13 protein-coding genes and 1 pseudogene are annotated in these 23,053 nt (G+C 47.2%); 13 read left to right on the top strand and 1 reads right to left on the bottom strand.

Annotated elements, in window-relative coordinates; all coding sequences use genetic code 11:
- Window positions 1–904: 904 nt before the first annotated feature.
- Window positions 905–10,840 carry a non-ribosomal peptide synthetase gene (locus tag SLS51_RS08935; RefSeq protein WP_323837494.1) on the bottom strand — a complete coding sequence of 3,312 codons (9,936 nt, stop codon included), beginning with the start codon at window positions 10,838–10,840 and terminating at the stop codon, window positions 905–907.
- A 1,014-nt stretch (window positions 10,841–11,854) separates the two neighbouring features.
- Here SLS51_RS08935 and SLS51_RS08930 point away from each other — a divergent pair.
- From SLS51_RS08930 to SLS51_RS08870, 13 genes and pseudogenes are all read left to right on the top strand, one after another.
- A pseudogene (locus tag SLS51_RS08930) lies at window positions 11,855–11,992 on the top strand (type VI secretion system tube protein Hcp); the annotation flags it as partial.
- 534 nt (window positions 11,993–12,526) lie between these two features.
- The gene (locus SLS51_RS08925; protein WP_323837492.1) at window positions 12,527–13,534 is read left to right on the top strand and encodes an Rpn family recombination-promoting nuclease/putative transposase; all 1,008 of its coding nucleotides are present in this window, start codon (window positions 12,527–12,529) and stop codon (window positions 13,532–13,534) included.
- A gap of 413 nt (window positions 13,535–13,947) precedes the next feature.
- Window positions 13,948–14,340 carry a hypothetical protein gene (locus SLS51_RS08920; protein ID WP_323837490.1) on the top strand — a complete coding sequence of 131 codons (393 nt, stop codon included), beginning with the start codon at window positions 13,948–13,950 and terminating at the stop codon, window positions 14,338–14,340.
- Window positions 14,341–14,924: 584 nt separating this feature from the next.
- Window positions 14,925–15,374, top strand: coding sequence for a phage tail protein (locus SLS51_RS08915; RefSeq protein WP_011145991.1), 450 nt, complete (start codon window positions 14,925–14,927; stop codon window positions 15,372–15,374).
- Window positions 15,375–15,427: 53 nt separating this feature from the next.
- Window positions 15,428–16,507 carry a phage tail sheath family protein gene (locus SLS51_RS08910; RefSeq protein WP_323837488.1) on the top strand — a complete coding sequence of 360 codons (1,080 nt, stop codon included), beginning with the start codon at window positions 15,428–15,430 and terminating at the stop codon, window positions 16,505–16,507.
- Window positions 16,508–16,527: 20 nt separating this feature from the next.
- The gene (locus SLS51_RS08905; RefSeq protein WP_323837512.1) at window positions 16,528–17,958 is read left to right on the top strand and encodes a phage tail sheath family protein; all 1,431 of its coding nucleotides are present in this window, start codon (window positions 16,528–16,530) and stop codon (window positions 17,956–17,958) included.
- Window positions 17,959–18,006: 48 nt separating this feature from the next.
- Window positions 18,007–19,227 (top strand): phage tail sheath C-terminal domain-containing protein, encoded by a 1,221-nt coding sequence (locus SLS51_RS08900; protein ID WP_323837486.1) that lies wholly within the window; start codon window positions 18,007–18,009, stop codon window positions 19,225–19,227.
- 13 nt (window positions 19,228–19,240) lie between these two features.
- Window positions 19,241–19,699 carry a phage tail protein gene (locus tag SLS51_RS08895; protein WP_113024977.1) on the top strand — a complete coding sequence of 153 codons (459 nt, stop codon included), beginning with the start codon at window positions 19,241–19,243 and terminating at the stop codon, window positions 19,697–19,699.
- Window positions 19,696–19,875 (top strand): DUF5908 family protein, encoded by a 180-nt coding sequence (locus SLS51_RS08890; RefSeq protein WP_323837481.1) that lies wholly within the window; start codon window positions 19,696–19,698, stop codon window positions 19,873–19,875. The genes SLS51_RS08895 and SLS51_RS08890 overlap by 4 nt, the downstream gene beginning before the upstream one ends.
- Window positions 19,862–20,545, top strand: a complete 684-nt coding sequence (locus SLS51_RS08885; protein WP_323837479.1) for a CIS tube protein — start codon at window positions 19,862–19,864, stop codon at window positions 20,543–20,545. The genes SLS51_RS08890 and SLS51_RS08885 overlap by 14 nt, the downstream gene beginning before the upstream one ends.
- Window positions 20,542–22,143 (top strand): phage baseplate assembly protein V, encoded by a 1,602-nt coding sequence (locus SLS51_RS08880; RefSeq protein WP_323837477.1) that lies wholly within the window; start codon window positions 20,542–20,544, stop codon window positions 22,141–22,143. Before SLS51_RS08885 ends, SLS51_RS08880 begins: the two co-directional genes overlap by 4 nt.
- A gap of 12 nt (window positions 22,144–22,155) precedes the next feature.
- Entirely contained in the window at window positions 22,156–22,617 is a 462-nt protein-coding gene (locus SLS51_RS08875; RefSeq protein ID WP_323837475.1) for a GPW/gp25 family protein, read from the top strand.
- Window positions 22,614–23,030: a contractile injection system spike tip protein gene (locus SLS51_RS08870; RefSeq protein ID WP_323837473.1), complete on the top strand. Its 417-nt coding sequence runs from the start codon at window positions 22,614–22,616 to the stop codon at window positions 23,028–23,030. The genes SLS51_RS08875 and SLS51_RS08870 overlap by 4 nt, the downstream gene beginning before the upstream one ends.
- The last annotated feature ends 23 nt before the right edge of the window (window positions 23,031–23,053 follow it).

The following is a 23,053-nucleotide window of genomic DNA, read 5'->3' as shown; positions in this document are numbered from 1 at the left end:
TTAGTTGTGCCTTTTGGAAACTGTCTAATCGACAGGGAACCTTAATATTACAAGGAGAGTTTTTTGTAAATAAGCAATTAGATTTCTAATCTAAAATGGAAAATATAATAATATTTTCAAATTGCAATATAATCCATGTGATAATTTGGCATACATTATTACATGTGATTTTATATTTATCAAAAAATACTTTTCTACTTTATAAAATAAAAACACCACCAAGACTAAAATAAATATTTTTAACTTAAAAATTTGAAATTATATAAAATCGATACACTTAAGATACAAGTTATTAAAGAGGGAATTTTCATGCTCAAGAAATTATTAGTGGTTGGGGCATTAGCAGCAGGTATTGTATTAACTGGAGGAATTGGGTCTGTATCGGCAAGCATACCTAGTAGTTGGAGCAGTTGTTATTCTTCGTCTGTATACACTTCCAATAATGTCAAGTTATATACTCAATACCTTGTTAAAGGAAGCTAATGCATACAACAGCAATGGGATTAAATGGTATCTTAAAGGTTCTAAGGCACTATCTTGTAAAGAAAAAGGTAAAAATGTCACCAAATACGTCGCTAAATATGAAGGAAGAAAACAATAAAATTCTACTGAAAATCCTCATTATAAGCTTTCAGACCGCTGACAAAACACATTGAAAATAATGGAGTTTTTTACTTTATCATGAATAATAATATTTCCTACTTTTCCTTATTAACCTATTTCAACTGCCTTTCATAACGCTATTTACTGAATTCATATAATATTTAACGTACTCAATATATTGATTACCGTACATTATATTGAAATTATTATGCAAAACCCCATCAGATTTAAATAAAATAATCCGATATAAACAATATATACCGGATTATCATATCAAGGTTAAATCATTAATATATCAATATTACACCACCTCCCCTTCATCACTGATTGCCAGCGCCATATTTAAAGCCTGAGCTAAAACAGCTCTATTCTCATTATCTACCAATAAACTAAAATGGTCTCCCGGAATAGCAATGAGTTTAAGCGAAGTATCAGCCATTATTTTCGCCCAACCTAACGACGTATCAATATTTAAAGGTTCCGATTCTTCATCCGTCACAAAAGAAATAGACGGGTAAGGTTCCACCGCATAAAACTGATGCAGCGTTACCGCTAATGCTAATGGTTCATAATCTTTGACTATTTGATCATAATGCTCTATCTGTTCCCAACGCTTTGCCATTAATTCAGCACTTAGATTGACGGGATATAACGCCAGCTCCTGCGCCGCTGCAATAAATTGCACCAAATTCAATTTATCGATTCTCTGGTATAATGCCGCAATCTCTTCAGCATGTTCTTCCCCTAATTGCCTGACCAACTCAGCAAAGAATTGATGTTTTGGTTGCGCTATCTGCTGACCAAAGCTCTGTCCACCGAAACAATGAGGAGCAAGCGTGTCAATCAGCCCCAGAAAATTAACCCGTTCGCCAGCACTCAAAAGCTGTTGAGCAATGGCGTAAACCAATATGCCACCGGAAGAGTAACCACTTAGCCGATATGGGCCTACCGGTTGAACTGCTTTCATCAGGGTGATCATTCTGGCAGCCTGTTCTTCCATCGTTGACATCGGCTCTTCACTGATGGACGGCCAAGGGAGCGCATAAATCGGATAACCCGACGGAATATGCTGAGCCAGCCCGAAAGCATAGGAGTAGTCACCCATGCCACTGGGAACAAAGAACAGCGGCAGCTCTGTTCCATCAAGTCGTACCGATATGGCGCTGTTTTGCGGTTGAGACAGTAAATCCGAGGTGATTTTTGCGGCCAGTTCAGCCAGCACCGGGAATTGGAACAAGGTATTCAATGTGCAGACCATCCCTCGACCCGCGGCAATATTCGTCATTCGCATAGCGAGCAGTGAATGGCCGCCTAATACGAAGAAGTTGTCATATCGACTGACCTGCTCAACACCCAATAACTCACACCAAATCGCTGCCAAGGTGGTTTCTGTCTCGCCTTGCGGCGCTTCATAGACCTGACGAGAAAAATCTTCCTCCCTCGACGCGGCTAATGCCCGGCGATCTAGCTTGCCGTTCGGGGTTTGCGGGAAGGTATCCTGACGCACAAAAGCTGACGGCACCATATAATCCGGCAAAATAGCACTCAGATGCGCACGCAAACTGGCAGTCAGACCTTCATGCGCTTCCGCTACCACATAGGCGACCAAATGCTTGTCCCGACCATTTTCCCACACTAACACCGCCGCCTCTTGTACCGCCGGGTGTTCCAACAATCGGATTTCAATCTCCCCCAGTTCAATCCGGAAACCCCGAATTTTAACCTGCTCGTCGTTACGACCCAGAAATGCCAGATTGCCATCTGGCAAGTAACGGGCCAAATCCCCGGTGCGATACATCCGCGCACCGGATACCGGACTAAAGGGATCGGCTATAAAACGTTCCGCACTCAATTCCGGCTGGTTAAGATAGCCCCGCGCAACCCCGACGCCACCAATATACATTTCGCCAACACAGCCTAATGGGACAGGTTGACCGTCTCTGTCCAGTAGGTAGACGCAGGTATTTTTAAGCGGCTGGCCGATAGAGCTATCATCAGCCGGGGATAATATCTCCTGACAGGTCGCCGTCACGGTATTTTCCGTCGGGCCATAGGCGTTCAACAGTCGAGGTCGGTGGGTTTCCCGCGCAAACCAGTCCTGAATAGCACTCTTTTTAACCGCTTCACCCCCAATAATGATAAACCTGAGGCAATCCGGTAGCGGTAGTGTATTGTCTTTGGCAATCAGTTCAGACCAAAATAACGCCGGTAGAGACATCACGGTGATACGGTTCTGCCAAGCTAAGGCAATAAATTCCTGCATAGAAGTCAGCCAGCGATCATCACGCATGACCAATGTGGCACCATTACACAATGACAAGCAGCACTCTTCTACTGAAACATCAAACGCAAAAGAGGCAAATTGTAATAGCCGGTCTTGTGCGGTGACCGCATAGGTCTCATTAAAACCCAGATGACGTTGATACAGCGCCTGATGTTCTATCATCACCCCTTTCGGCTGCCCGGTTGAACCGGAAGTGTAAATCACATAGGCCAGATGCTGTGGTGTCAATGCAGTCACCAAGGGATTGCTGTCCGGTTGGTCTGGCAGGGTATTCGGCGTAAGTACGGTCAATCCGGTCAGTACTTCTTCGCCAAGCGTCGCTCGGCCAGCTTCATCAACCAGTACCACTGACGGGGCCGTATCATCCAGAATATACGCCAGACGTTCTCCCGGATAAGTCGGGTCCAGCGGCACATAAGCGCCACCCGCTTTCAGCACCGCCAACAAAGCCACCACTATCGCCGGTGAACGTGCCATGCAAATTGCCACCCGCTGATCCGGTATGACGCCCAATGCGATCAGTTGATGGGCAAGACGGTTGGCACGAGAATTTAATTCGGCATAACTGAGGGTCTGTTCTTCATAGACTAATGCAGTCGCTTCTGGGGTTTTCTTTACCTGCTGCTCAAACAGTTGGTGAATACATAATGGATCAGGATACGGGGTCTCAGTAACATTCAAGGTTTCCAGTAGCAGTGTCCGTTCCGTTTCAGGCAGGATGTTCAGCATACGTACCGGCGTCTTCGGGGCCTGTTCAAGCGCTTCCACCAAACTTTCCAGCGCCTGCTGCATATAACCACATAGTCTCTCTGGCTCAAACGGCTGCACCACCAGAGCGGTCAACCCCAACGTAGAACCCCCATCCTCCACCGACAACCCAAATGGGTAGTTCGTTCGTTCCTGTCCGTCCAGAAATTCAATACCTCTGATGACGTCATCCGACGTGGCCGATAAGGCATTGTGTCGATAGTTGAACAGAGCACTAAAGAGTGGCGTACCGCTGGCAATTCCACTGCACCGTTGGGCCAACGCCAATGAAGCATGCTCATGCTCCAACAACCCGGCCAGTCGCAGATGCACCGCACGCACGCTATCCTCTACCGCGGTCTCATCGATATCCAGTCGCAACGGCAAGGTATTCATAAACAACCCCATACCATTGTCTGCCCCTTCTCCCGCCTCCATACGCCCAAACAGGACGGTGCCAAACACCACTTTCTCCTGACCACTGGTATGCGACAGCACCTGTGCCCAAGCGAGATGACACAATGCCGCCAAACTGACACCCAAATGCCGAGCCTGACTACGCAGACGATCATTCAGTTCAGGCGCCAACATCCGGTGAGACTCCCTCATTCGAGATCCATCACGATGCACCTCCGTCAGTCCGAATGGGAATGTTGGCTCATCCACCGCCGCCAACATGTCGGTAAAGAAACGGGTATGTGCCGCCTGATCCCCCTTCAACCGGGTCTGAGCCACCAGATTGCGGAAAGGCACCGGTGCCGGCAGGCTATCCCCCTGCCCGGTAAAATAGGCCTGCACTTCACGGTGCATCACTTCCAGTGTTTCATGGTCACCAATCAAGTGATGCTGCAATTCCAGTAAGAACCAGCGTCCATCGGTTTCCTGAGTGATGACAAAATGCAGTAATGGTGCCTGACTCAAATTAAGACGATAATGCCCCGGATCAAAACGCCGGGTTAACTGGTCAATGACTGGGCCGTCAGCCGGGTCTAGCATCAGTTCCATCACAGGCAACCGTGCCTGACGCCAAACCACCTGCGCCGGAACAGATAATCCCTCCCAGATAAAAGCTGTACGCAGGATGTCATGGCGATCAATCGCCTGTTGTACCGCCGCCAGATAACGGTCCAATAGAGAGCGATTCTCAAAGATCACCGGATAGAGCAACAGATACGGATCGCCTTCTTGTTCCAACAGGTGATGGAACAGGATACCGTCCTGCAACGGTGACAGGGCATAGATATCCTGAATATTAGTGACTCCACCCGGCACCTGCCCGACGATGCGATCAATATCAGTCTGAGTCAGATCAATCAGCGGCAACATTTCCGGCGTCAGCGCCGTAGTGGCTGACGTGATGACGTTAGGCGGCACCACGACAACCTGATGCTGTCCCACTGTTTGCGCCAAGTCTGACAGCACCGGAAATTGGAACAGATCTCGCGCCGCCAATGTTAACCCCAAGCGACGCAAGCGTTCAATCATGCGTACCGCGAGCAGTGAATGGCCGCCCAACACAAAGAAACTGTCATGCCGGCTAATCTGCTCAATACCCAATAACTCACTCCAGATGGCCGCTAACGCTATCTCAGCTTCCCCTTGCGGCGCTTCATAGACCTGACGGGCAAAATCTTCCTCCCGCGGCGCCGGTAATGCCCGGCGATCTAACTTGCCGTTCGGGGTCTGCGGGAAGGTATCCAGACGTACAAAGGCGACCGGTACCATATAGTCAGGTAAAATCGCACTCAAGTATTCCCGTAAATCAGCAGCCAATCTCTCATGCGCTTGCGCTGCCACATAGGCGACCAGCCGTTTGTGCTGCCCGTCATCCAATGCCAGCACCGCCGCCTCTTGCACCGCTGGGTGTTCCATCAACCGAGTTTCAATCTCCCCCAGTTCAATTCGGAAGCCCCGAATTTTTACCTGTTCGTCGTTACGACCTAGGAATTCCAGCTCACCATCCGGCAAGTAGCGGGCCAAATCGCCCGTGCGATACATGCGCGCACCGGCTATCGGACTAAAGGGATCGACGATAAAACGTTCCGCACTCAATTCCGGCTGGTTAAGATAATTCCGTGCCACACCCACGCCGCCAATATACATTTCGCCAACGCAGCCTAATGGGACGGGCTGACCGTACTTGTCCAGCAGGTAAATACAGGTATTTTTAACCGGCCGACCGATAGAACAATCATCTGTCGGGGATAATATCTCCTTACAGGTCGCCGTCACGGTATTTTCCGTCGGGCCATAAGCGTTCAACAGTCGAGGCCGGTGGATCTCCCGCGTAAACCAATCCTGAACAGCGCTCTTTTTCACTGCCTCACCCCCAATGATGATGAGTCTGAGGCAATCTGGTAACGGTAATCCATTGTCTCTGGCAACCAGTTCGGACCAAAATAACGCCGGCAGAGACATCACTGTGATACGGTTTTGCCCGGCTAAGGCAATAAATTCCTGCATAGACGTTAACCAACGCTCATCACGCATCACTAACGTGGCACCATTACACAATGACAAACAGCATTCCTCGACTGAAACATCAAACGCAAAAGAGGCAAATTGTAATAACCGGTCTTGCGCAGTGACGGCATAGGTCTCATTAAAACCCAGATGACGTTGATACAGCGCCTGATGTTCTATCATCACCCCTTTCGGCTGCCCGGTTGAACCGGAGGTATAGATGACATAAGCCAGATGTTGTGGCGTCAGCTCGGCTACCCGCGGGTTACTGTCCGGCTGGTCTGGTAGGATATTCGAGCCAAGTACCGTCAGCTCAGTCAGAGCCTGTTCACCAAGCGCCGCCCGACCAGCTTCATCAACCAATACCACTGACGGTGCCGTATCATTCAGGATATACGCCAGACGTTCTCCCGGATAAGTCGGATCCAGCGGCACATAAGCCCCACCCGCTTTCAGCACCGCCAACAAAGCCACCACTACCGCCGGTGAACGTGCCATGCAAATCGCCACCCGCTGATCCGGTATGACACCCAACGCAATCAATTGGTGGGCAAGACGGTTGGCACGAACATTTAATTCGGCATAACTGAGCGTTTGCCCTTCATAGACTAACGCGGTCGCTTCTGGGGTTTTCTCTACCTGTTGTTCAAACAGTTGGTGAATACATAATGGGTCAGGATAGGGGATTTCCGTGGCATTCAAGGTTTCCAGTAACAGTGTACGCTCCGTTTCAGGCAGGACATTCAGCACACGTACCGGCGTCTCCGGGGCCTGTTCAAGCGCTTTCACCAGACTTTCCAATGCCTGTTGCATATAACCGCATAGCCGATCGGGTTCAAACGGCTGTACCACCTGAGCAGTCAGCCCCAACGAGGAACCCCCATCCTCCACCGACAACCCAAATGGATAGTTAGTCCGTTCCTGTTCGCCCAAGAATTCAATCCCAGCCATCGTCTCATCCAACGCTGCCGGTTGCTCATTATGGCGATAGTTGAACAGGGCGCTAAAGAGTGGGGTTTCACCCTGTACCCCACTGCACCGCTGAGCCAGCGCCAATGAAGCATGCTCATGCTCCAACAATTCAGCCAATCGTAGATGCACCGCCCGTACGCTATCCTCTACCGCGGTCTCATCAATATCCAGTCGCAACGGCAAGGTATTCATAAACAACCCCATGCCATTGTCTGCCCCTTCCCCCGCCGCCATACGCCCAAACAGGACGGTGCCAAACACCACTTTTTCCTGACCACTGGTATGCGACAACACTTGCGCCCAAGCCAGATGACACAACGCCGCCAGACTAACACCCAAACGCCGGGCCTGACTGCGCAGGCGATCATTTAACGTAGCGGTCAGCATCCGGTGGGATTCCGTCATGCGAGATCCATCACGATGCACCTCCGCCAGCCCGAATGGCAACGTTGGTTCATCCACCGCCGCCAACATGTCGGTAAAGAAACGGGTATGCGCTGCTTGACTCACTCCCAGCCGGGACTGAGCCACCAGATTGCGGAAAGGGGCCGGCGTAGGCAGGTGCTCTTCCTGCCCGGCAAAATAGGCCCGCACCTCACGGTGCATCACTTCCATCGTTTCATGGTCGCCAATCAGGTGATGCTGCAATTCCAGTAAGAACCAACGACCATCCGTTTCCTGAGCGATAACAAAATGCAGTAACGGAGCCTGTCCCAGATCAAGACGATACTGACTCGGATCAAAACGCCGGGTTAACTGGTCAATGACTGAGCCGTCAGCCGGGTCTAGCGTCAGTTCCGTCACCGGCAACTGTGCCCGGCGCCAAACCACCTGTGCCGGGGCTGACAATCCTTGCCAAATAAAAGCCGTCCGCAAGGTGTCATGGCGATCAATCGCCTGTTGCACCGCCGCCAGATAACGGTCCAGCAGAGCTCGATTAGCAAAGACTACCGGGTAGAGCAACAGATACGGGTCGCCTTCCTGTTCCAACAGGTGGTGGAACAGAATACCGTCCTGCAACGGCGACAACGCATAGATATCCTGAATATTGGTCATCCCGCCCGGTACCAGTTCAACGATGCGATCAATATCAGTCTGAGTCAGATCAATCAGCGGCAACATCTCCGGCGTCAGTGCCGTGATGGCGGGAGTGATGACGTTAGGCGGTATCATCACCGCCTGATGTTGCCCCAACGCCTGAGCCAATGCTGACAGCACCGGAGACTGGAACAGATCACGCGCCGTTAGTGTCAACCCCAAGTGACGCAGGCGTTCAATCATGCGTACCGCGAGCAACGAATGGCCGCCCAATGCAAAGAAACTATCATGCCGACTTATCTGCTCAATGCCCAATAATTCACGCCAGATAACCGCCAGAGCGATCTCAGCCTCCCCTTGTGGCGCTTCATAAATCTGACGGGCAAAATCTTCCTCCCGCAGTGCCGGTAATGCCCGGCGATCCAACTTACCGCTCGGGGTCTGCGGGAAAGTATCCAGACGCACAAAAGCGACCGGGACCATATAGTCAGGTAAAATCGCACTCAAGTATTCACGTAAATCAGCAGCTAATCTTTCATGCTCTTGTGCCGCCACATAGGCGACCAGCCGTTTGTGCTGCCCGTCATCCAGCACCAGCACCGCCGCTTCTTGTACCGCCGGGTGTTCCACCAAACGGGTTTCAATTTCCCCCAGCTCAACCCGGAAGCCACGGATCTTAACCTGCTCATCGTTACGGCCCAAGAATTCCAGCTCACCGTCCGGCAGAAAGCGGGCCAAATCCCCGGAGCGATACATCCGCGCATCGGATTCCGAACTAAAGGGGTCCGGCAAAAAACGTTCCGCGCTCAATGCAGGTCGGTTCAGATACCCCCGCGCCACACCCACGCCACCAATGTACATTTCGCCAATGCCACCCAATGGAACCGGTTGCCCCTCTCTGTCCAACAGATAGATGCGGGAATTTTTAACCGGCCGACCGATAGAGCGGGCATCTTCCGGGGATAATATTTCCTTATAGGTCACCGTCACGGTATTTTCCGTCGGGCCATAACCATTCAACAACCGGGGCCGGTGGCCTTCCTGCATAAACCAGTCCTGAACAGCGTTCTTTTTTACCGACTCACCACCAATCATGACGAGCCGGAGGCAATCCGGCAGTGGTAACCCGGGATCTCTGGCCGCCAGTTCAGACCAGAATAAGGTCGGCAGAGAAACGATCGTAATACGATGTTGCCGGGTTAAAGCAATAAATTCCCGTACCGAAGCTAGCCAGCTATCATCCCGGATAACCAGTGTGGCTCCGTTACACAATACCGAGAAAAATTCCTCTACTGAAACATCAAACGCAAAAGCGGCAAATTGTAACACCCGATCTTGCTCAGTGACGGCATAAGTGTCATTAAAGCCCAGATAACGTTGATAAATCGCCTGATGTTCTATCATCACCCCTTTCGGCTGGCCGGTTGAACCGGAGGTGTAAATCACATAGGCCAGATGCTGTGGTGTCAATGCAGTCACCAAGGGATTGCTGTCCGGTTGGTCAGGTAGGATATTCGGGTCAAGCACGGTCAACCCAGCTAGCTCGACGTCACCCAACGCCGCCCGCCCGGTCGCATCAGCCAATACCACCGCCGGGGCAGTATCATTTAGGATATACGCCAGACGTTCCGCCGGGTAGGTTGAATCCAGCGGCACATAGGCCCCACCCGCTTTCAGCACCGCTAGAAGCGCCACCACCATCGCCGGGGAGCGTGCCACACAAATCGCTACCCGCTGGTCCGGTACGACACCCAATGCAATCAATTGGTGCGCCAGCCGGTTAGCGCCAGCATTTAATTCTGCATAACTGAGGCGCAGCCCTTGATACTCTAACGCCGTGGCCGCCGGAGTTTGTTCTACCTGTTGCTCAAATAACTGATGAATACATAACGGATCAGGATAGGGAGTTTCAGTCGCGTTCCAAGTTTGCAGTAGCAATGTACGTTCAGCCTCTGGCAACAAATTAAGCTGCCCAACGGGAATTTCATCCCCCATCCTTTTCGATGCGGCCAGCACCTGTAAGTGCTCGCTCATCCGCAAAACGACTTCCGTACTCAGGCGGTTTTCATCATAGATCCAGCGAAAACCCCCCAGTGCATTTATCTGGAGGGTCAACAATTCGCCGGATACCTTTTGATCACGTGGCCTATCACCCTTTATCAACGAGACAGCGATTCGCCACGGTCGGCTTGTTGCCAACGCCGGGATAGCATGCAATGAAGGAGAGCAAGAGAAGAGATCACAACTCAATGTGCCGTGCTGCGCCAACCGGAACAACTCGTCATCAATCCAGCCAGCGACCTCACGCCAAGGCTTATCAAACGCAACCTCAACGGCCATAGGCACTACCGGCGCCAGATTTGCCGATTCATCTTTTACCTTATCCACGCTCCAACCGATTTGGAATACGGTCTGCTGAGTCAAACGCGCAAGGTAAATGACAAAAGTCTGTAACAACGCTCGCAATGGCTCCTCTTCACCATTTTTTGACAGAGGGGGCTGCCAAGCGCTCATTGCCCATATAGGTTCTGTTTGGTCTCCGGCGGTTTCGAAAGGTAACTGGAGGGGTTGCAAAGCAGCAAGACGCTCATACCAGAATAATTCACTGGATGTGAGTCTTTGAAGGATATTCTTTGTATTTCGAGTTTGTTGTGAAACGTCATTTGCATCGGTTATATTTTCTGACGTCTGAGTTTTAAATGCACTTCCCACTTTAGCAATATTATTTTTCATCTACTACTACCTCAACGAATCTGTTAGAAATTTGAGAACCGTCATTCCCGGACAGTCATCACTAATGTTTCTCTCCTACTTCTTGCCCAAAAATAAAAATGGACACATCTGCTATCCATCCAAGAGACTCAGATATCGGATGCACGGCCCGATTAATAACGGCCACTTAGCCAATCTTCAATGCCAATTATCCTGACAACAGACTGAGATATTCCATTTTTGTTCCTATTTTTCAGATAAGCTTGATTAATTCACTGCAATTTTTTTACTTATCCTAAATTCCATAATTAAAAACTTAACCATTAACTGCATTTATTATTCATAATTACCCAATAACCTTTAACTTTATCTGTTTTCAATTAATACCTAATTAAAATGATTTCAAAAATAAATTAAGTATTTTAAAGATAAAAAATACCAATTTATATTTAATTATCAAAATATTACTTTGATAATCATCTGTGAAATAACCCTCCACCGCGATGCATCTTGAAATCCATTGGGTATATATTAATTCCAAATACACTTATTCAAGAGGTATAAAATAACCCTGTGCATTCAATTATATCAAAATATAACGCCAAGCTAAAAATAATTCATAAAAAATTATTTTTCAACAATAAGACAATACCGCTAACGAATATAACACAAATGGATAAATATAAATTACATTTAACTTGATGACATATTGTTTTGTAATAATTATAACATGAAAAAAAATATAAATGTTATTATATCCAGAACCACCAATAAACAATTTAAAATTAAAATAACTTAATTTTCCATAGCTTCATAATAATACACAACGTAATCTATATATTACTCAATAATATTGACTATCGCCCAAATTAAATAAGTTTCCATAATTATGCTCCACTTCCAACCAGCCCTTGTGTACCAAGACATACAGCCTTTCCATCCAAGCGGTCCGTAGAATCAATGAGATAGGCTACAGAACCAATATTGTTCAAAAAGAAAACAAAAGACATAAGTGTATCGGTATTATGGAAAGCTATTTATAATCTTAATCACTCTTTAACTTAGGATCAGAATGCCAAGCACCATCCCATAACATTTAAAAAACCTGTTGATAAATCGTCACCGCTTTTGGGAGTAGCGATGTCAGAAAATGAAGTATTGGACGGTATCTTTGGTACTGTTATCCAAGTATCCTCTGGATGAAGGATTTCTTTCGTAAAATTTATCTAAAGCATCCATAATAAGTAATCTGTTGTTTGGAATTTATCTTAATATAGTGTTATGCACTAAAAATATACAATTCAAATTATAAGCCAAGGTTTATTTTTACTTGTAAGGATACTTTTTTAGGGTATTTTAAGACGTAGGGTTTTAGCAAAATCCATTGTAAATTTTTCTCTTAATGAGAATGACAATTATTATGTGAATCCAAGATTAATGGAAATATAAGTAATCGATATTTTGATAAGATGGTTATTATTATGCGAATGCAAGTTAAAAACTCATTTAAATGAATGGCTTTCATAAAGTAGTTGTTGTAAATATAATATTTTCTCGTTTTTCCTTTTCTGATATTTTATTCTTTAGGCTCTTCTATTAATGCATTCGGTAAAGATTTGCCTGAGGAAATCTGAGACAATGTTTTTTGTAACTTGGTAGAAATACTATAAATGGTAATGACTAACTAATAAGACAGAGAAACAGATTGTGGCAAACAAAGAAAAACGGCCTCACCATGACGGATTATTCAAATATTTTTTAACGCAGCCTGAAACGGCCAGGGAGTTTTTATCCCTTTATCTGCCCGAAGAAATCCAGTTGTTGTGTGATTTAGCCACATTGAAACTGGAGCCCGGCAGTTTTGTGGATGAGCATTTACGTCAACTGCACAGTGATGTGTTGTACTCGGTCGAAACGGCCCGGGGACAGGGCTATATCTATTGCCTGATTGAACATCAGTCCACCCCTGACCCGTTAATGGCCTGGCGGCTGATGTATTATGCCATGTTAGCCATGGCGGCTCACCTGAAAAAAGGCCATACTGAACTCCCGTTGGTGGCACCTCTGCTGTTTTATCATGGTGAGATTCGGCCGTATCCTTACTCAAACCGGTGGCTGGATTGTTTTACGCTCCCTGAACAGGCGGCTCGCTTATACCGTCAGGCGTTTCCGTTGGTGGACGTCAGTGTGCTCAGCGATGAAGAGATCCTGACGCATAAAGGGGTTGCCCTGATGGAGCTGGTGCAAAAACATATTCGCTGCCGGGATATGCAGGAATGGCTCCTCCAATTGGTGGAACTCTTGAATGCGGGGTATAATACAACTGAGCAGCGCAATGTGGTGTTACTCTATATTTTACTGAATGGACATACGCTGGATCTCTCACAATTTGTCCATCAACTGATTGAACAATCTCCGGAGCATGAAACGATGTTGATGACTATTGCAGAACAGCTTGAACAAAAAGGGCTTGAGCAAGGTATCAAGCAAGGTATTGAGCTAGGTCGAGAGGAAGGCCGAGAAGAAGGCCGAGAAGAAGGCCGAGAAGAAGGCCGAGAGGAAGGCCGAGAGGAAGGCCGAGAGGAAGGTATTGAACTAGGCCGAGAGAAAGGTAAAGTGGAAACGGCTCGTGCCTTATTACGGCATGGCGTGAGTTTGGACATTATTGTTACCAGTACCGGACTGAGCCGAGATAAAATTGAAGCGTTAAATTAATCTTCTCTTTTACAGCAAAATGCCGATATTCAAAATCGGCATTTTTGTTCCTATTTATAGGGAGCAAAATGACACCTTAAGAGCATGGGGAATGCGATTAGGTGAGTTGTTTGCGGAAACAAAATGACTTGTTCTGTTCCGTCAAAACCTCAATGTTCATGCGCCTGATGTGACGGTTTATTATTGATTTTGGCATCCAAACAGAGTTCATATACCCAATGGATTTCAAGATGGATCGCGACGGCAAGGGAGCGAATACGCCATTAATTAATAACCAAAGAGGAACTAGCCTCCTATAAACTTACCTGCACTTAATTAATCAAACTGGCGAAGGACAAAAATAACTTGCATAAAATAACCTCTTTTGGTAGCTATAATTGAGAACACTAATGTCAATAATGAGGGCAAACTGAATGACTAAATTAATTCTTACGCTGTCTATTATCCTTGGTCTTACAGGGTGTGTTTCGCAGAAACAACCACTTTCTCTTGATTACATCGCAGGTAATGAAACATTTCATTTATCCAAACCTTGTGTAGAACAAGCTCTTTCTGCAAAAGAAATCGGTGATGATTTACCTGTGAATGCCAATAACATTTTTATTAAGGTTAAGAAAGGGCTGAATTGTAGTGACCGATTCAAACTTTTTTTAGCAAGAAACTTAGGGAAAGAGCTGTTTATTTACTTTGATGGTAAACCAGTTATCAAAACCAGACTTGGTTCGATGATTCATCCAGAAGAAGGCTTCCATCAAGCAGTAAAATCGAAATCATTGTCAGATGAAATTCTTAGAGCCTTGAATTAATGAAGGGCCTATGGTTGCTACCCTTATGTTTCATTTATCCTTCGAAAAAAGCAAATCATAGGCTCAACACGATCTTCTCCACTCACTCTTTTGATCATCAATTAATCGACAAAATAGAAAATAATCATTCATTCATAATTTTCCTATCCCCAAAGACAAATAAAACCGCGCTTAATACCTAAAATGAGTAACTCCTACCATACCAATTAATAATTATCACACACTATTAATTAATATTCCCTAAAAATATTCATTACTTATAATCAGGCCGCTTTATTAAATGCGAACTAAATAATCGCGAAATAAATATTTTCAGCATAAATAATAACCGCCATAAGGCAGGTTGCTGCGGTAGCTATAGCTATAGCTCGGAGCTAATCAAAACCTTAGTGTTAATCAAAACAATCTATACCCAATGGATTTCAAGATGCATCGCGGCGGCAAGGGAGCGAATCCCCGGGAGCATAGCAAACTATGTGACCGGGGTGAGTGAGTGCAGCCAACAAAGAAGCAACTTGAAAGATGACGGGTATATAACGCTTTGTTTATCTTTTAAACATAAATAACCAATCAAGGAATAAATCATGTCTACAACTCCAGAACAAATCGCTGTTGAATATCCGATCCCTACTTATCGGTTTGTTGTCTCAATTGGTGATGAGAAAGTCCCTTTTAACAGTGTTTCCGGGCTCGATATTTCTCATGACGTCATCGAATATAAAGACGGCACCGGTAATTATTATAAAATGCCCGGCCAACGTCAGGCGATCAATATTACGCTGCGTAAAGGTGTCTTCTCCGGTGATACTAAACTTTTTGATTGGCTTAATTCTATTCAACTTAATCAGGTCGAGAAAAAAGATATTTCAATTAGTTTAACCAACGAAGCCGGCACTGAAATCCTGATGACCTGGAGCGTGGCAAATGCCTTCCCAACTTCATTAACCGCTCCTGCTTTTGATGCCACCAGCAATGAAGTCGCGGTTCAGGAAATTAGCCTGACCGCAGATCGAGTCACTATTCAAGCGGCTTAAGACTCATTTATAAAGCTGTTTACTCAAAATATTGCACAATAATTGGAGGCAACATGCCAACATATTCCTATCCCGGCGTTTATATTGAAGAGGACGCTTCACCCGCACTCTCCGTTCGTTCCAGTGCAACAGCAGTGCCGGTCTTTGCTGTTGCAAACAACAGTTCATTAATATCAGATAAACCCTATATTCGTGTTAGTAGTTGGATGAACTATTTGACACTAAAAGGCGGAGAACCATTTAATCCCAAGAATATCCTTGACGTTTCACTGCGTGCCTATTTTATTAACGGCGGTGGATATTGCTATCTCGTCAAAACTAAAGAGTTAGAAACACACGTGCCAAAACTTGACGATGTGACATTATTAGTTGCTGCCGGAGAAGAGATCAATGAGGTGACAGGGAAACTTTGTCAACCGGGCAAAGGGTTATTTGCCATTTTTGACGGCCCACAAAGTGATACCGATATAAAAGAACCAGAAAAAGCGCTCAAATCTTATTCCCCTACTGCTTATGGCGCAGTTTATTACCCTTGGCTGACCGCTGAATGGGGAGAAAATAAAACCGCCATTGATATTCCGCCCAGTGCGGTTATGGCCGGTATCTATGCCAGTGTCGATAACAGCCGGGGGGTTTGGAAAGCACCCGCTAACGTTCCGATTCAGGGCGGATTACAACCTAAATACCCAGTAACCGATGATCTGCAAACGCAATATAACCAAGGCAAGGCACTGAATATGATCCGTACCTTTCCTAAGAGCGGCACGCTGGTTTGGGGTGCCCGTACACTTGAGGACAGCGATAACTGGCGTTATATCCCGGTCCGCCGCCTGTTTAACAGTGCAGAGCAAAATATTAAAAATGCCATGAATGCCATGGTATTTGAACCCAACAGCCAACCCACTTGGAAAGCCGTCCACCGCGCTATCGATAACTATCTCCATACTTTGTGGCAGCAAGGCGGGTTGATGGGCAATAAAGCCGAACAAGCTTATTTCGTCCAAATCGGTAAAGGTCTCACCATGACCGATGACGATATCAAGCAGGGCAAAATGATTGTCAAAGTGGGTCTGGCGGCAGTTCGTCCAGCCGAATTTATTATCTTGCAGTTTACGCAGAACATCGCTCAATAATCGGAGGCAACATGCCAGCTATACCAACTACACCAACTTATCCTGGCGTCTATATTGAAGAAGATGCATCACTGGCTCTCTCCGTTAGCCAAGGGAACACGGCAATCCCGGTTTTTATTGGCCGTTTCTCACCGAAAAAAATCAGCGCAACGCCACAAATAACACGCGTGAGTAGCTGGTTGGATTTCACTAATCTGTTCAATGTGGGTTGTATTACGTCGGTAACCGTCAAATCAACTGAGTCTACTCCACCCCCTTCCCTTTCTGTTCCTGAGAAAAGCGAAGGTCATGCAGATAACAAACACAACGCAGAAACTAAAGCTAATGCGGAAGCCCAAGACTATGCAGCAGTTGCCCCTGTAACAAAGCCTACTCTTCACGTAGACGGTAAAAGCACTCATTACATTCATCAGATGATTACCGTAACCTACACGACAAGCAGTGATGCTTTAAAACTTTATTTCCAAAATGGTGGCGGACCTTGTTATATCCTGCCAATTTCTAATTCAGAAGAGACCAACATACTGGCATTAATCCCTCAGTTAATTGAGCAGGCTTTAGACATTACCTTGATCGTCTGCCCTGAACGGGATTTTTCTTATCAGAATGCAATATATGGCAGCCTGACCCCTTTATTAAAAGCAGGATATTTTCTTATCGCGGATAATCCAGATAAAACACCCATCATCAGCGCTAATGTGCCTTCACAAACCGCGACTTATTATCCGGCAGTGAAAACCTCACAACTTATTCAGATGGAGGAGAGTAGCGTCACGGTTTCAGGTTATCAGGATGCAAAAGTTACCCATCTGGCAGAACTCAAACAGCAAAACTCAGGACTCTATAAGCAAGTTATCGAGGCAATAAAACAAAAAATTGCTGATAACAAAAAACTCATTCCCGCCAGTGCAGTGATGGCAGGTGTCTATTGTGCTACCGATGCTCGTCGGGGCGTCTGGAAAGCACCGGCGAATGTTGTTCTCAGCGGGATTAGTGATGTAGCGGATCGGCTCAGCGACAATGAACAAAGCACCATGAATCAAAAAGGTATCAATGCTATTCGCTATTTCACCAACAAAGGTTTTGTCGTCTGGGGCGCACGTACTCTGCAAGATGATGATAACTGGCGCTACATTCCGGTTCGGCGTTTATTTAATGCGGCAGAACGGGATATCAAGCAAGCCATGCGATTTGCCGTGTTTGAACCCAACAGTCAACCCACCTGGGAACGGGTCCGCTCAGCCATTGACAACTATCTCCATCAACTCTGGCAGCAAGGGGCACTGGCTGGTAATAGCCCGCAGGAAGCCTATTTTGTCCAGATTGGTCAAGGTGTCACCATGTCCGACATTGACATTAAACAAGGTAAAATGGTGGTTAAGGTTGGGATGGCGGCGGTCCGTCCGGCTGAATTTATTATCCTGCAATTTTCGCAAAATGTAACACAGTAACCATACTAAGGCGCGGTTCGCCGCGCCTGTTCTAGTGAGGAACCGAAAATGGAAATAAAACAGCCCGGCGTCACCATCACGGAGAACCTGCTATCCCAGCAACAAGATGAGGCGTTTATCGGTGTGCCGGTTTTTATCGGCTATACTCAACCGAGTAAAAACAATCATGCTAAAAACAATCATGTTAGTGACAAAACCGCCGTCAAGCTCAACAGCCTGACCGATTTTACCCTGTCATTTGGTGAATCAGGATTAATATACTATTCCGTGCGTCACTTTTTTGACAACGGGGGTCAACAAGCCTATGTGCTGTCGTTAGGATCTGATAAACCCCGCGGCGATTTTCACTCATTGAGCTTTACCCTACAGCAAGATTGGGTTAAACAAGCGATTGCGGCACAGAGTGCTATCACGCTGATTGTGGTTCCCGATATTGTCTATCTGAATCAGATGGATGCTCCCGATTCGGAAATCGATCAATACGACAAGATTCAGTTCTGGCTACAATTTTGGCAATCAGTACTTAGTCTCTGCCAGTGCCGACGCGGCATCATGGGATTGCTGGATGCCCCCGATGATCCCGCCCTAGCCGCGAAATGTTTAACGCATCTCTCTTCCAGTGATCGGCAATGGGGTGCCGCATACTGGCCAAGATTGAACAGTGCCTATCAGGAACAAGATCGGCCTGTTGTTCTTTCGCCGACTGCGGCGGTGGCCGCCGTCATTCAGCGTCACGATAACCAAATGGCGGTCTGGCACGCCCCCGCGAATGTCGCGTTAGCCAAGGTGATAAGCCCAATACGCTCTCACATTGAAGCCGATGCCCTGTTTAATCAGAATGGCCCTTCGTTGAATCTGGTGCGCAGCTTCCCCGGCAAAGGGATCAAGATCTGGGGATGCCGTACGCTGGACAATACCCCCGATTCTCCCTGGCGCTATATCCAGACACGCCGTCTGGTTTCCTATATCGAAGCCCATATGACTCAACTGGGCCGGGCCTTTGTGTTTGAACCCAATAACGCCATCACCTGGATGAAGTTTAAAGGTCAGGCTTACAACTGGTTACGTCAGTTATGGCTAAATGGCGGACTGCGCGGTACGCAGGAAGATCAAGCATTTGAGGTGTTGCTGGGGGTTGACGAATCGATGAGCGAAGCGGATCTACGGGCCGGGAAAATGATCATGAAGATCAGGCTGGCGCTACTCATTCCGGCGGAATTTATCGAGTTGAATCTGACATTTGATACCCGTACCGGGATCACCCATTAAGCAGGGGAAAAATATGAACAATTTATACACCCCGTCGGTGTCACACCGTTTTATCGCCAGTTTTCTGTTTAACAATATCCCCAGTCCACTCGACATTGCCTTTCAACGGATATCGGGGCTGAGCCGTGAACTGCAAACCACCCAACACAGTCAGGGCGGAGAAAATGCCAGAAACGTTTGGCTAGCGGAGAAGATCCAGCACGGTAGCTTGGTACTGGAACGCGGTGTTATGACCGTCACGCCGCTGACCTGGGTGTTTGATCGCGTCCTGCGCGGCGAGAAAGCCGTGTATGCCGATGTGGTTATCATGCTACTGAATGAACATTCAATTCCCGTGGCAAGCTGGACATTAAGTAACGCCCTGCCGGTTCGCTGGTCTACTGGCGACCTTGATGCCAATAGCAATACGGTGCTGGTGAACGCGCTGGAATTACGTTATCAAGATATGCGTTGGTTAGGAGTGAAAGCATGACTGTTGAAATTAAGGAGCTGATTATTCAGGCTAAAGTGACCGATTCAGCGAGTCACTCGGTCATTCCACGAACACTGACGCAGGAAGTGCTGGATAACGCCGACCTGATTGAAAAAGTGAAACAAGCAGTATTAGATGCATTGCGTGAAACAGGAGGTCATTATGAGCTTAATTGAACGCAGCCTGTCCAAACTCACCCTCACCGCTTTCAAGGACCGTGAGGGGAAAACCTCGGTAGGCAGTTTACAGGCAATGTATAACCCCGATGCCATCCAGCTCGATTATCAAACCCGTTATCAGCAGGATGAAAGCATTAACAGTGTCAACCAAAGCAGCCGCTATGTGTTATCCCAACCGGCGGGACTGTCATTAGTCCTGTTATTTGACGCCACCATGCCCGGCCACAACACCCCGGTAGAAACGCAATTGGCAACGCTAAAAGCCTTATGTGCCGTGGATGCCAGTACTCACGTTCCTCACTTTCTTAAAATCAAATGGGGCAAAATGCGTTGGGGAAACAAAGGCTATTTTGCCTGTCGGGCCAGTGGTCTCAGCCTTCATTACACCCTGTTTGATCGGGATGCCACACCGTTGCGGGCCAGCGCTACCCTATCTCTGGTGGCAGATGAAAGCTTTGTGATTCAAGCCACCGAGCAGCAATTAAAATCACCCCCGGCTACTGCGGTTAACGTCACGGATATGCTCTCCCTGCCGTTGATCGCCTTAGGCGCCGGCGCTTCTTTGGCGGGAGGTATTGATTATCTCTCGCTGGCCTGGCAAAACGGTCTGGATAATCTTGATGACTTTACCCCCGGACAAACGTTGCAAGCACAGAGGAAAGCATGAAGATACCAGCGATAACGATCAAAATAGACGGCAAAGCCCTCAGTCAATTTACGGTTATCACTCTGACCGTTAACCATCATATTAATGGCATCCCCTCGGCTAGCATCACGCTAGGGATCGCCGGTGATGCCTGCCATATTTTTGATGCCAAGGCACAAGCTGAACTGGCAAGTTGCCGCCCTAATCATCAACTTAGCGTGCAGATCGAAAAAGCCGTGGTGTTTAAGGGGATCATCGTTCGGCAAACATTGGGGCTTAAAGGTCAAGACAGCATCATTACTCTGACCGCCAAACATTCGTTGCAAAAATTAACTCACAACTTTCACTCGCAACTGTTCAACAAACAGAGTGATGAGGCGATTATCAAGAAGTTGTTTAGCCAAGCGGGTATCCCTGTCACGATAAAACCAGCCCCTCAGCTTAAAACGGTGCATGAGCAAATGGTGCAATTTCGCTGCAATGACTGGGCTTTTCTAAAAAACCGGCTGTTCGCGACCCGTACTTGGCTGCTGCCCGGCAACGATAGCGTGACGCTGGTCACCCCGGAATCCCTTAATCGGTCAACCGTGCATACCCTCCACCAGCGAGCCAACCATCAGGATGCGGTGCTATTTGAAGCGAATCTGCAATGGGATAACCAACGCAATCCCAAAACAGTGAATGTACAATCCTGGGATATCGCCCAACAGAAGCTGTCTCCAGCCCATCAGGTAAAAAACAGCGGCCTTGGTCGCAATCAACTCGCCACAGACAACCTGACATCATTGACCAACCAACCATGGCAGTGGGTTTTCAGCTATCCATTGGATAATGAACAGGCTAAACAGCTTGCTCAAGGTATCCTGAATAACCGCCGAAGCCACAACGTCTCCGGTAATTTTGAAGTCGAAGGTGATAACCGTTATCAAACGGGAGATATTCTGGCGTTAAACGGCTTTGGTCAGGGGATGGATGGTCAGGCGATTATCACCGGTGTCAGTCAGACCCTCAATCAACGGCAAGGCTGGCGTACTCGGCTAACGCTGGGGCTACTACCGGAAACAGAGCACGTTGTCCCACAGGCGAAAGAGTTGCATGTCGGGATCGTGGAAAAATACCAGCGAGATAGCCAATCATTAGGCCGCATTCCGGTCAAAATACCGGCGTTAAACTTAACCAACGGCACCCTTTTTGCCCGCCTAGGTAAACCTTACGCCAGCCATGAAAGTGGTTTTTGCTTCTACCCTGAACCGGGGGATGAGGTGATTATCGGCTTCTTTGAATGTGATCCTCGCTTCCCGGTGATATTAGGCTCGATGCACAATCCTAAAAACAAAGCGCCGTTAGAACCGAGTGAAAAAAATCCGGTGAAAACCTTAGTGATTAAACAGGGGGAAAATCAGCAAGCATTACTCTTTAATCAGCAAGATAAAACCCTCGCATTAAATAGCGGAAAACATACCTTATCTCTGCAACAGGATAAAGATATCACGCTTAATTCCGCTAAGAATCTTATTACCCATGCTCAGGAAATTAAAATAGAGGCGCAAAAATCGCTGTCCGCCTCTGGAAAATCCGGCGTAGATATTAAAGGTGCGAAGATTAACTTAACACAATAATAAGGCAGTACGATGACAGACAAAGCATTAGCCAATAAAGTATTAGCTGATATTTATGGCCGGGGCTGGGCATTTCCGCCACAGTTTTCGATAAAAGATCATTCTCATCCTGAAATACCCACCGGCGTCACCATAGCGGAAGGCGCAGAGAATGTTCGCCAGAATATGAAAATCCTTTTTCTCACCGAACCCGGCGAACGGATTATGCGTGAAAATTACGGCTGTGGCCTGAATGATTATCTGTTTGCCAATATCAGTGACGAATTGATGGCAGAGATGCAAACCCGGATTGAAGAGCGGGTACTGCGCTATGAACCGCGCGCAAATATTACCGAGATTCAGGTAAACCAGAGAACGGATTTACCTAATACCCTGCATATTCAGGTCACTTACGCCCTGAGAGGCAGCGAAATCAGCCAGCAACTTGAAGGTGTCCTTGAAGTTAGCGAGGGCCAGTTACGGGTGAACCTATGAGCAAACAACTGGTCGTTGATGGCGACAATTTGCTGTTCGAACCGTTATTCGGCAACCGGCAGGTCACTATTCTGGGACCGGCAACCATCCGGGGCAGCGGACACGCCCAAATTCAGGGCAAAAAGATCGCCATTGTCGGCGATGAAAAAAAGGTGCAACTTCAAGCGCAATATATCACCCCAAGCCACCCAGTTCCCGGCATGGGGATGGTCACCATTGCGCAATTGGATGCCAGCCAGCAGGTAAACTTCTGCCGTAGTCCAGTCACGGTGATTGTGGTCGGGCAACAATTTATCGCCCGTTTTACCCCGACACAGCCAGCCAATAATCCATCGAGTGGCCCGGATGTGACAGCCCCCAGTATGGGCAAAGGCCGGTTTATTGCCAGCCAATATGCGGTCACTGCCGGATAAATACCTTTTTAACTTTATTTTAA

Source organism: Photorhabdus africana, assembly GCF_035181445.1.
In the GTDB taxonomy this organism is placed as follows: Bacteria; Pseudomonadota; Gammaproteobacteria; order Enterobacterales; family Enterobacteriaceae; genus Photorhabdus; species Photorhabdus laumondii.
This window is presented reverse-complemented; position numbering and strand designations above follow the sequence as displayed.

Excerpts from the sequence above, each read along its gene's own strand:
- SLS51_RS08935 (WP_323837494.1), bottom strand. The coding sequence starts at position 10,840 with ATGAAAAATAATATTGCTAAAGTGGGAAGTGCATTTAAAACTCAGACG.
- SLS51_RS08920 (WP_323837490.1), top strand. The coding sequence starts at position 13,948 with ATGACTAAATTAATTCTTACGCTGTCTATTATCCTTGGTCTTACAGGG.
- SLS51_RS08915 (WP_011145991.1), top strand. The coding sequence starts at position 14,925 with ATGTCTACAACTCCAGAACAAATCGCTGTTGAATATCCGATCCCTACT.
- SLS51_RS08910 (WP_323837488.1), top strand. The coding sequence starts at position 15,428 with ATGCCAACATATTCCTATCCCGGCGTTTATATTGAAGAGGACGCTTCA.
- SLS51_RS08900 (WP_323837486.1), top strand. The coding sequence starts at position 18,007 with ATGGAAATAAAACAGCCCGGCGTCACCATCACGGAGAACCTGCTATCC.
- SLS51_RS08895 (WP_113024977.1), top strand. The coding sequence starts at position 19,241 with ATGAACAATTTATACACCCCGTCGGTGTCACACCGTTTTATCGCCAGT.
- SLS51_RS08890 (WP_323837481.1), top strand. The coding sequence starts at position 19,696 with ATGACTGTTGAAATTAAGGAGCTGATTATTCAGGCTAAAGTGACCGAT.
- SLS51_RS08885 (WP_323837479.1), top strand. The coding sequence starts at position 19,862 with ATGAGCTTAATTGAACGCAGCCTGTCCAAACTCACCCTCACCGCTTTC.
- SLS51_RS08880 (WP_323837477.1), top strand. The coding sequence starts at position 20,542 with ATGAAGATACCAGCGATAACGATCAAAATAGACGGCAAAGCCCTCAGT.
- SLS51_RS08875 (WP_323837475.1), top strand. The coding sequence starts at position 22,156 with ATGACAGACAAAGCATTAGCCAATAAAGTATTAGCTGATATTTATGGC.
- SLS51_RS08870 (WP_323837473.1), top strand. The coding sequence starts at position 22,614 with ATGAGCAAACAACTGGTCGTTGATGGCGACAATTTGCTGTTCGAACCG.